At 60.0% G+C, this 11,243-nt stretch carries 10 protein-coding genes; 9 read left to right on the forward strand and 1 reads right to left on the reverse strand.

Annotated features, from left to right (window positions below; genetic code table 11):
- Positions 1-94: 94 nt before the first annotated feature.
- Complete coding sequence (locus tag QF045_RS17165; RefSeq protein ID WP_306493269.1) at positions 95-874, reverse strand: Fic family protein; 780 nt, start codon at positions 872-874, stop codon at positions 95-97.
- Between the two features lie 225 nt (positions 875-1,099).
- Here QF045_RS17165 and QF045_RS17170 point away from each other — a divergent pair, with 225 nt between their 5' ends.
- From QF045_RS17170 to QF045_RS17210, 9 genes are all read left to right on the forward strand, one after another.
- Positions 1,100-2,005 carry an AraC family transcriptional regulator gene (locus QF045_RS17170; protein WP_306493270.1) on the forward strand — a complete coding sequence of 302 codons (906 nt, stop codon included), beginning with the start codon at positions 1,100-1,102 and terminating at the stop codon, positions 2,003-2,005.
- A gap of 311 nt (positions 2,006-2,316) precedes the next feature.
- Positions 2,317-2,565: a DUF6124 family protein gene (locus QF045_RS17175; RefSeq protein WP_306493271.1), complete on the forward strand. Its 249-nt coding sequence runs from the start codon at positions 2,317-2,319 to the stop codon at positions 2,563-2,565.
- Positions 2,566-2,803: 238 nt separating this feature from the next.
- Complete coding sequence (locus QF045_RS17180) at positions 2,804-4,087, forward strand: sugar ABC transporter substrate-binding protein (RefSeq protein WP_373424488.1); 1,284 nt, start codon at positions 2,804-2,806, stop codon at positions 4,085-4,087.
- A gap of 153 nt (positions 4,088-4,240) precedes the next feature.
- Positions 4,241-5,131: a carbohydrate ABC transporter permease gene (locus QF045_RS17185; protein WP_124386920.1), complete on the forward strand. Its 891-nt coding sequence runs from the start codon at positions 4,241-4,243 to the stop codon at positions 5,129-5,131.
- Between the two features lie 10 nt (positions 5,132-5,141).
- Entirely contained in the window at positions 5,142-5,972 is an 831-nt protein-coding gene (locus QF045_RS17190) for a carbohydrate ABC transporter permease (protein ID WP_032886872.1), read from the forward strand.
- Between the two features lie 23 nt (positions 5,973-5,995).
- Entirely contained in the window at positions 5,996-7,099 is a 1,104-nt protein-coding gene (locus QF045_RS17195; RefSeq protein ID WP_306493273.1) for an ABC transporter ATP-binding protein, read from the forward strand.
- An 18-nt stretch (positions 7,100-7,117) separates the two neighbouring features.
- Complete coding sequence (locus QF045_RS17200; protein WP_306493274.1) at positions 7,118-8,599, forward strand: mannitol dehydrogenase family protein; 1,482 nt, start codon at positions 7,118-7,120, stop codon at positions 8,597-8,599.
- 205 nt (positions 8,600-8,804) lie between these two features.
- Positions 8,805-10,286: a xylulokinase gene (xylB, locus tag QF045_RS17205; protein ID WP_306493275.1), complete on the forward strand. Its 1,482-nt coding sequence runs from the start codon at positions 8,805-8,807 to the stop codon at positions 10,284-10,286.
- A 12-nt stretch (positions 10,287-10,298) separates the two neighbouring features.
- Positions 10,299-11,237, forward strand: coding sequence for a carbohydrate kinase (locus QF045_RS17210; RefSeq protein WP_306493276.1), 939 nt, complete (start codon positions 10,299-10,301; stop codon positions 11,235-11,237).
- Positions 11,238-11,243: the final 6 nt, after the last annotated feature.

The following is an 11,243-nucleotide window of genomic DNA, read 5'->3' on the forward strand; positions in this document are numbered from 1 at the left end:
ACGGAACACTCTTTATTTACGGGAAGATCTTTTCATTCGACCCTACCGTCAGGCTTGCCCTATGGGCTTCCCAGATCCATCTGGAAGTGGAAATTTAGCGACCTGCCATCACATTTATTATTCTGCAGTGAAACAACACCAACTCGTCCCACTCGCCAAGCAGCTGGGCTTGCCGGAGACGTAATAGATATCCGCCAGGTGTGCAGTGATAGAAATCGTACAAAGGAATATAATTCTTTACTGAACGCCCCAATAATATATTGAAAAGCACGCGTGCCACCCGACCGTTACCATCACTAAATGGGTGGCAATTTAATAGCCCCACAATTGCGACCAATGCGGTAAAAAGATCATATTCCGGCACCACCTGCTCAGCCATGTAATACCACAGGGACATGAGCGTGCTTTTAATCTCAGCGGCGTCGACAAACATCGTTGTACGGCCGTGCCTGTCAGGCTCAAGCCCTATAGGTAACTCCCTAATACTTTCGCTGCCACCGACAAGCTGACTCGTGTTGCTTAAAAATGTACAAATGGCAGGGTAATTTATATCGACTAATGTTTTTTTAAATGCTGAGGAAATAGGTTCAACGTGACGCTGCTCCACTGAGGATCTGCCAGCTATCGGAATATGTGTATTGAATGCAGAGTAATGCGCAGATAACGGGTGCTGAAAAAGTGACGCTACTCTTTTTTCCGCTAGAAGGCTCGAGAGGCATTCAGATTTAATAGGCCAAGGCGCTTGCTCGTAGTCATTCAAAAACCTATTAGCAACCGCTAGCGCAGTGAGGGTTTTTTCAGCTAAACCCGCCCGAGCAGGGTAGACTAATGGATTCAAACTATAAACAGTGGTGGCTGTTCGAAGCGAGCTCATCCAATTCACTCCCTATGCTATGAGCACCTGCAAAATCTCAAGAACCAACTTGTATCGATTCGGGGCGGCGCGCTTTACTTGGTCTGGCTACTTTAACGACGAAAAATGACGATTCTATTTCACAACCAATAAGATGCAGTGGCGCATTCTGCGACGCTTGACGCTGGCAGGGCCGTGCACAACGGGGCATTATTTGGGTCGCACCCACAATAAAGCGACGGCAACATGACCCGAGCCACGCGCATCACCGACCCTTCCTACGAGTTGATGGACGACCATAACGGCCTCTCCATCATCTATCGCCAGCACGGCTTTCCCTGCCCGCTGGTGCGCTGGCACTTCCATAAGGAATACGAGCTGCACCTCATCGTCGCCAGCTCGGGCAAGGTGTTCATCGGCGACTACATCGGCAACTTCTACCCGGAAAGCCTGTTCCTCACCGGCCCCAACCTGCCCCACAACTGGATCAGCCAGGTCGAGGAAGACGAGGTGGTGCCCAAGCGCGACATGCTGGTGAACTTTACCGAGGAGTTGCTGGACAACGGCAGCCAGGTGTTCACCGAGCTCAAGAGTCTGGCCCCGCTGCTCGAGCGCGCCCAGTCCGGCATCGAGTTTCGCTGCAAACGCACGATTGCCCAGGCGATGAGCTTGATGCAGCGCATCGAGGACGCCCAGGGCATGGCGCGGCTGGGGCATTTCTTTATCTTGCTGGAAGTATTGAGCGCCTGTGAGGACTACCAACTGTTGTCTGGGGTAAACACGCCACAGCTGGCCGACGAACACAGCATCGACCGCACCAACCGCGCGGTGGACTACATCTTCGCCCACTACGCCCGCGAACTGCCACTGGAGGAAGTCGCGGACTACCTAGGGATGAAGCCGACCTATTTTTCCCGGGTGTTCAAGCAAGCCACCGGGCGCACGTTCATTGAATTCGTCAATCGTCTTCGGATCAGCAAGTCGTGCGAGTTACTGGCCGATGGTAATAAAGCTGTGACCGATGTTTGCTTTGAGTCGGGGTTCAATAACATCTCGAACTTCAACCGGCGCTTCCAGCAGCTCAAGGGGATGACGCCGTCGCACTATCGACGGTTGGCGGTGCAGCGGTTGACGGAGCAGAATCTGGCTTGAGGTAGTGGTAAACGCAGAAACGTCTGACAAGGATTTGAGGTTGTCCCTAGGACACTCAATCTCTAGTCTCCGTACACCGCTGCATACGCAGTGGACGGGCGTCGCGGCCCGGTTAATCAGATGCAAAGTGCCATTTCCGCTTGTTAGTCGACGTTTTTTTATCGTCTACTGTCCGGCCTTATGGTGGCTGTGCGCGGGATACCTTCGGGTATGCCGGTTTCCTGATTCCGGTCCGCGAACCTGCGTACAGCTACCACCCAATAGCGTCGCGGCGATCGGGTGGCAGCTCCACTTAAATCAGGAGTTTCACCATGATCAAACCCACCCCCAATCCCCCGATCGATCCAGCACCCAGCATGCTGTTCACCGTGAAAGACGGCATTTCCACTCAAGACTTACTGGTCAACCTCAGCGAATCACTCGCCTCTGCCCACGCCCTCACCTGCGATTTCGCGTTTGAGCTCGACGGCTCACGCCGCGAAGGCGCGCTGGGTATTGCGCAGTTGATCGAGGTGTCTCGGCTGTTGGCTGAACGCGTACTGGCTGATCTCGAGGGTTAAACCCTGCACTGATGGTTCCCACGCGCGTGGGAACGATCGTGCCGAGTGCAAAAAAGTATCAGTCCAAGTGCTCCCAAGGATTTGTCAGCGTGCCGTTTGAAGGCTGTAATCAGCGCACACTCTTCCTGACTCTCTGTAGGAAGACACAACAACAATAACTGTCCTTCTGTAGCCCCTGGGCGCAGAAAAGGAGTGCGCGATGAAGTTCACAGCAAAAGCTCTGCTTGTCTCCACCTGCATGATGACCTGCATGACCCTCAGCGCCGTCAGCTTCGGCGCGCAAACCCTGACCATTGCCACCGTCAACAACAGCGACATGATCCGCATGCAGAAGCTCTCGAAAACCTTCGAGACCGAGCATCCAGAGATCAAGCTGAACTGGGTGGTGCTCGAAGAAAACGTACTGCGCCAACGCCTGACCACCGACATCGCCACCCAGGGCGGGCAGTTCGACGTGTTGACCATCGGCATGTACGAAGCTGCACTCTGGGGTGCCAAGGGCTGGCTGGAGCCGATGAAAGACCTGCCGGCTTCCTACGACCTCGACGACGTATTCCCTTCGGTACGCGACGGCCTTTCCGTCAAAGGCTCGCTGTACGCCCTGCCGTTCTATGCCGAAAGCTCGATCACCTATTACCGCACCGACCTGTTCAAGGACGCCGGGCTGAACATGCCCGAGCACCCGACCTGGAGCGAGATCGGCGAATACGCGGCCAAACTCACCGACAAATCCAAAGAGCAGTACGGCCTGTGCCTGCGCGGTAAAGCCGGCTGGGGCGAAAATATGGCGCTGATCACCACCCTGGCCAACGGCTACGGTGCACGCTGGTTCGATGAGAAATGGCAGCCCGAATTCAACGGCCCGGAGTGGAAAGAGGCGCTGAACTTCTACGTCGATAACATGAAAAAATCCGGCCCGCCGGGTGCGTCCAGCAACGGCTTCAACGAAAACCTGGCACTGTTCAACAGTGGCAAGTGCGCAATCTGGGTGGACGCCAGCGTGGCCGGCTCGTTCGTCACCGACAAGACCCAGAGCAAAGTGGCTGACCATGTCGGCTTTACCTTTGCCCCGCACGAGAAGACCGACAAGGGCACCTCGTGGCTGTATTCCTGGAGCCTGGCGATCCCCACCAGCTCCAAGGCCAAGGACGCCGCCAAGGTATTCACCACTTGGGCCACTTCCAAGGAATACAGCCAACTGGTGGCCAAGACCGACGGTATCGCCAACGTACCGCCAGGCACGCGCCAGTCCACCTACAGCGACGAGTACATGAAGGCCGCGCCGTTCGCCAAGGTGACCCTGGAATCGCTGAAAGTCGCGGACCCGACCAAGCCGACGGAAAAACCGGTGCCGTATATCGGCATTCAACTGGTGACCATTCCTGAGTTCCAGGCGATTGGTACCCAGGTCGGCAAGTTCTTCTCCGGCGCACTGACCGGCCAGCAGACGGTCGATGCCGCACTGACGGCCGCGCAGACCACCACCGAGCGCGAAATGAAGCGGGCCGGTTACCCCAAGTAACCCAGCCTCACCCCTGTCAAAGGTGGGAGGGGGCTTGCCCCCGATAGCACTCTACCAGTTGATGAATGTGTGACTGATACACCGCTATCGGGGGCAAGCCCTCTCCCACATTGGCCGCACTCCGATCCTTGCTCTGCACTGGCCTTGATTATCATGAATACGACACCAAAAAACCGCCTGGCCAACCCCGGCTGGTTCCTCGTCAGCCCCTCGGTGGCCTTGTTGCTGCTCTGGATGATCGTGCCGCTGGGCATGACCCTGTATTTTTCGCTGATCCGCTACAACCTGCTCTACCCCGGCGAAAACCAGTTCGTCGGCCTGGAGAATTTCACCTACTTCGTCACCGACTCAGGTTTCCTGCCCGGCGCGACCAACACACTGTTGCTGGTGGGCAGCGTGCTGCTGATCAGCGTGGTGTTCGGCGTGTTGATCAGTGCGCTGCTGGAGGCCAGTGAGTTCTTCGGGCGCGGCCTGGTGCGGGTGTTGCTGATTTCGCCGTTCTTCATCATGCCCACCGTCGGTGCGTTGATCTGGAAGAACCTGATTTTTCACCCGGTGTCGGGGGTGCTTGCCGCCGTCTGGAAGCTGTTTGGCGCCGAACCGGTGGATTGGCTGGCGCACTACCCGCTGCTGTCGATCATCATCATTGTGTCGTGGCAGTGGCTGCCCTTCGCCATCCTGCTGCTGATGACCGCCATGCAGTCCCTCGACCAGGAACAAAAGGAGGCCGCGCGCCTGGACGGTGCCGGCGCCATCGCGATCTTCTGGCACCTGACGCTGCCGCACCTGGCACGTCCGATTGCGGTGGTGGTGATGATCGAAACCATCTTCCTGCTTTCGGTGTTCGCCGAAATCTTCACCACCACCAACGGTGGCCCCGGCTACGCCTCGACCAACCTCGCCTACCTGATCTACAACCAGGCGCTGGTGCAGTTCGACGTGGGCATGGCCTCGGCCGGCGGCTTGATCGCCGTGGTCATCGCCAATATCGCGGCGATCATCCTGGTGCGGATGATCGGCAAAAACCTGACTGACAAGCCTTGAGGGCCGCGCCATGACGCTTCAACAATCCCGCCGCCTGCAGAGCCTGTTGCTTGGCACCCTGGCCTGGGCCATTGCGATCCTGATTTTCTTCCCGATCTTCTGGATGGTGCTGACCAGCTTCAAGACCGAAATCGACGCGTTCGCCACGCCGCCGCAGTTCATCTTCACGCCAACGCTGGAGAACTACCTGCACATCAATGAGCGCAGCAACTACTTCAGCTATGCCTGGAACTCGGTGCTGATCTCGTTCAGCGCCACCGCCCTGTGCCTGCTGATCTCGGTGCCGGCCGCCTACTCCATGGCCTTCTACGAAACAAAGCGCACCAAGGGCACGCTGCTGTGGATGCTGTCCACCAAGATGCTGCCGCCAGTGGGTGTGCTGATGCCGATCTACCTGCTGGCCAAGAGTTTTGGTCTTTTGGACACGCGCATCGCGCTGATCATCATCTACACCCTGATCAACCTGCCGATTGTGGTGTGGATGGTTTACACCTACTTCAAGGACATTCCCAAGGACATCCTCGAAGCCGCACGCCTGGATGGTGCCACCCTGTGGCAGGAAATGGTCCGGGTACTGCTGCCGATCGCCAAGGGTGGCCTGGCCTCCACCGTGCTGCTGTCGTTGATCCTGTGCTGGAACGAAGCGTTCTGGTCGCTGAACCTGACGTCATCGAACGCCGCGCCGCTGACCGCACTGATCGCCTCCTATTCCAGCCCCGAAGGCTTGTTCTGGGCCAAATTGTCCGCCGTATCGACCCTGGCCTGCGCGCCGATCCTGATCTTTGGCTGGATCAGCCAGAAACAGCTGGTGCGCGGCCTGTCCTTCGGCGCAGTCAAATAATAATTCCAAGCGGAGGGCCCATCATGGCCAACCTGAAAATCAAGAATCTGCAAAAAGGCTTCGAAGGTTTTTCCATCATCAAGGGCATCGACCTGGAAGTGAACGACAAGGAATTCGTGGTGTTCGTCGGCCCGTCGGGCTGTGGCAAATCCACGCTGCTGCGCCTGATCGCCGGCCTGGAAGAAGTCAGCGAAGGCACCATCGAGCTGGACGGGCGCGACATCACCGAAGTGACCCCGGCCAAGCGCGACCTGGCCATGGTGTTCCAGACGTATGCGCTGTACCCGCACATGAGCGTGCGCAAGAACATGTCGTTCGCCCTGGACTTGGCCGGCGTCGACAAGAAGCTGGTGGAAAGCAAGGTCAGCGAAGCGGCGCGTATTCTGGAGCTGGGCCCTCTGCTGGAGCGCAAGCCCAAGCAACTCTCCGGCGGCCAGCGCCAGCGCGTCGCGATTGGTCGGGCGATTGTGCGTAACCCGAAGATCTTCCTGTTCGACGAACCCTTGTCCAACCTCGACGCCGCCCTGCGCGTGCAGATGCGCCTGGAATTGGCACGCCTGCATAAAGAGCTGCAGGCAACCATGATCTACGTGACCCACGACCAGGTCGAAGCCATGACCCTGGCCGACAAAGTCGTCGTGCTCAACAGCGGTCGCATCGAACAGGTCGGCTCGCCGCTGGAGCTGTATCACCAGCCGGCCAACCTGTTTGTCGCGGGCTTCCTCGGCACGCCCAAAATGGGCTTCCTCAAAGGCAAAGTGACCCGCGTGGAGGGCCAGGGCTGCGACGTACAACTGGACGCCGGCACCCTGATCAGCCTGCCGCTGAGCGGCCAGACCCTGAGCGTGGGCAGCGCGGTGACCCTGGGCATTCGCCCGGAGCACCTGGAAATCGCAGCGTCCGGCCAGACCACCCTGACCGTCACCGCCGACGTCGGCGAACGCTTGGGCAGCGACACCTTCTGTCACGTCATCACCGCCAACGGCGAGCCGCTGACGATGCGTATTCGCGGTGACATGGCCAGCCAATATGGCGAAACCCTGCAACTGCACCTGGACCCGGCGCACTGCCACCTGTTCGACACCGACGGCGTGGCCGTGGCCCGTCCCCTGCGCGCTGCCGCCTGATTTCGCGAGTATTTCCAGATGAAACTGAATAAACACAACCTCACCCAGCTGGCCCCCGAAGTGCAACTGCCGGCCTACGCGATTGCCGATACCCGCCAGGGCATCGCGCACATCGGCGTCGGCGGTTTCCACCGGGCGCACCAGGCGTTTTACACCGACGCCTTGATGAACACCGGCGAAGGCCTGGACTGGAGCATCTGCGGCGTTGGCCTGCGCGCGGAAGACCGCAAGGCCCGCGACGACCTGGCCGGCCAGGATTATCTGTTTACCTTGTACGAACTGGGCGACACCGACGACACCGAAGTGCGCGTGATCGGCGCCCTCAGCGACATGCTGCTGGCAGAAGACGGCGCCCAGGCCCTGATCGACAAACTGGCCGACCCGGCCATTCGTATCGTGTCGCTGACCATCACCGAAGGCGGCTATTGCATCGACGACAGCAACGGCGAATTCATGGCCCACCTGCCGCAGATCCAGCATGACCTGGCGCACCCCGGCGCACCGAAAACTGTGTTCGGCTTTCTCTGCGCCGCACTGACCCAGCGCCGCGCCGCCGGCACTCCCGCGTTCACGGTGATGTCCTGCGATAACCTGCCGCACAACGGCGCTGTCACCCGCAAGGCGCTGCTCGCGTTCGCCGCGTTGCACGACGCGCAATTGCATGACTGGATCAACGCCAATGTGAGCTTCCCGAATGCCATGGTCGACCGCATCACGCCGATGACCAGCAGCGCCCATCGCCTGCAACTGCATGATGAGCACGGCATCGACGATGCCTGGCCGGTGGTGTGCGAGCCCTTTGTGCAGTGGGTGCTGGAAGACAAGTTCGTCAATGGCCGCCCGGCCTGGGAAAAGGTCGGCGTGCAGTTCACCGACGACGTGACGCCGTACGAAGAAATGAAGATCGGCCTGCTCAACGGCAGCCACCTGGCCCTGACGTACCTGGGGTTTCTCAAGGGCTACCGGTTTGTTCACGAGACCATGAACGACCCGTTGTTTGTCGCCTACATGCGCGCCTACATGGACCTGGACGTCACGCCGAACCTGGCGCCGGTGCCGGGCATTGACCTGACGCAGTACAAGCAGACCCTGGTGGACCGCTTTTCCAACCAGGCAATTGCCGACCAGCTGGAACGGGTATGCTCGGACGGTTCATCGAAGTTTCCCAAGTTCACCGTGCCGACCATCAATCGCTTGATTGCCGATGGGCGTGAGACCGAGCGCGCAGCGTTGGTCGTGGCGGCGTGGGCGCTGTACTTGAAGGGTGTGGACGAGAACGGAGTGAGCTACCAAATTCCGGACCCGCGCGCCGAGTTCTGCCAGGCACTGGTGAGTGATGACGTATTGATCAGCCAGCGCCTGCTGGGGGTTGAAGAGATTTTCGGCACCGCTATTCCCAACTCGCCTGCATTTGTGGCAGCGTTTGAGCGGTGTTATGTGAGCTTGCGGGACAACGGCGTCACCGCAACCTTGGAACAGCTACTGAAGAAACCGGCTTAAACCTGTGGGAGGGGGCTTGCCCCACTGTAGGAGCGAGCTTGCTCGCGAAAAACGTCCAGGCAACGCGTTCATTCTGAATAAACGCCGGTGGCCTGAGTTCTTCGCGAGCAAGCTCGCTCCTACACTGGCGGGTAACAGGGCAAGCCCCCTCCCACATGTGGACCGCATTACCAATCCGAAAAATAATACTGCTGAGCAAATCATCATGACCCAGCAAAACCTGTTCCTCGGCATCGACTGCGGCACCCAGGGCACTAAAGCTATCGTTCTCGACGCGTCCAGCGGCAAGGTGCTGGGGCTGGGCGCCGCCGCGCACACCTTGATCAGCGGCGCCAACGGCCGGCGCGAGCAGCACACCCAGGAATGGCTGGACGCCTTTACCGAAGCCACCCACCGCGCCCTGCAACAGGCCGGGGTCGACGGCCAGGATATCCTCGGCATTGGCGTTTCCGGCCAGCAGCATGGCTTGGTGCTGCTCGATGAGCAGGGTGAAGTACTGCGCCCGGCAAAACTGTGGTGCGACACCGAAACCGCCGCCGAAAATGACCGCCTGCTGCAGCACCTGGGCGGCGAAAGCGGCTCGCTGGAGCGTCTGGGCGTGGCCATTGCGCCGGGCTACACCGTGTCCAAACTGCTGTGGACCCGTGAACAGCACCCGGACCTTTTCGCGCGCATCGCCCACATCCTGCTGCCCCACGACTACCTCAATTACTGGCTCACCGGCCGCGCCGTCGCCGAATACGGCGATGCCTCGGGCACCGGCTATTTCAACGTGCGCAGCCGTGACTGGGACGTGGCGCTGCTCCAGCACATCGACCCCAGTGGTCGGCTGCAGGCGGCGCTGCCCGAGCTGATTGAAGCCGATCAAGCCGTGGGCACGATCCTGCCGGCCATCGCCGAGCGCCTGGGCATCAACCCCAACGCGGTCGTCGCCAGCGGCGGCGGCGACAACATGATGGGCGCCATCGGCACCGGTAATATCGCTCCTGGGGTAATCACCATGAGCCTGGGCTCATCGGGCACCGTCTACGCCTTTGCCGACCAGCCCAACGTCAGTCCCCAGGCGTCGGTCGCGACCTTCTGCGCCTCCAGCGGTGGCTGGTTGCCGTTGATCTGCACGATGAACCTGACCAATGCCACCAGCGTGATCCGCGAGCTGTTCGAACTCGACCTGAACGCCTTCAACGCCCTGGTCGAGCAGGCCGCCATCGGCGCCGACGGGGTGAGCATGCTGCCGTTCCTCAACGGCGAACGGGTACCCGCCCTGCCCCACGCCACCGGCAGCCTGCACGGCCTGACCATGACCAACCTGACCCGCGCCAACCTGTGCCGCGCGGTGGTCGAAGGCACCACCTTCGGCCTGCGCTACGGCCTGGACCTGCTGCGCCAGACCGGCCTGCAAAGCCTGGGCATCCGCTTGATCGGCGGCGGCTCGAAAAGCCCGGTGTGGCGGCAGATGGTCGCCGATATCATGAACACCGAAGTGGTGTGTACCGAACAGAGCGAAGCCGCGGCCCTGGGCGCGGCGATCCAGGCGGCGTGGTGCCAGTCCGGCGAATCCCTGGCCAGCCTGTGCGACAAATGCGTGAGCCTTGACCCGGCCAGCCGCACCGTGCCGGTGCCGGCCAATGTCAGGGCCTATCAACAAGCCTATGAGCGTTATCAACAACTTGTGGCAACCCTTTAAGAGCGAGCAACTATGTATCTGGTGTGTGGTGAAGCGCTGTTTGATTTTTTCAGCCAGGAGGATGCCGACGGGCAGGCCGCCAAGCTCGATTACAAGGCGATTGCCGGGGGTTCGCCGTTCAACGTGGCGGTCGGCCTGCGCCGCCTGGGTATCGCATCGGGTTTCTTTGCCGGGATTTCCAACGATTACCTGGGCCGGCGCCTGTTGCAGGTGCTGAAAAATGAAGGCGTGAACGAAGACTTCCTGGTGCCCTTCGACGCGCCGACCACCCTGGCCATGGTGGCCGTGGGTGCCAATGGCTCGCCCCAATACAGCTTTCGTGGCGAAGGCTGTGCAGACCGGCAACTGCAGCTGAGCCACCTGCCGCCCCTGGGTGACGAGATTCGCGGGCTGCATGTGGGCTCGTTCTCGCTGGTGGTACAGCCAATCGGCGACACGCTGCTCAACCTGGTCAAGCGCGAAAGCGGCAAGCGCCTGATCAGCCTCGACCCCAACGTGCGGCTGAACCCGCAACCGGACATCCAACTGTGGCGCGACCGGGTGGCGGAATTGGTCAAGCATGCGGACCTGATCAAGGTCAGCGATGAAGACCTGCACCTGCTCTACCCCGAGCAATCCCCTGAAAGCGTGCTGCAAGGCTGGCTGCAACACCGCTGCCAGTTGGTATTCCTGACCCGGGGCGGCGATGGCGCCAGCGTGTTCAGCCGCCGCCATGGCAATTGGTCGCAACCGGCCATCGATATCGTGATGGCCGATACGGTAGGTGCCGGCGATACCTTCCAGGCAGCATTGATTGCCTGGTTGACTGAGCACCAATTGGACTCGGTCGAGGGCCTGCAGCAGCTTGACCGCGAACAGATCGACGCCATGCTCGGCTTTGCGATCCGCGCCGCAGCGCTGACCTGTACCCGTACCGGGCCGGACCTGCCTTACCGCAGCCAATTAGGCTGATTGCTC

Origin of the sequence: Pseudomonas sp. W4I3, assembly GCF_030816195.1 — a bacterium.
Classification (GTDB): Bacteria; Pseudomonadota; Gammaproteobacteria; order Pseudomonadales; family Pseudomonadaceae; genus Aquipseudomonas.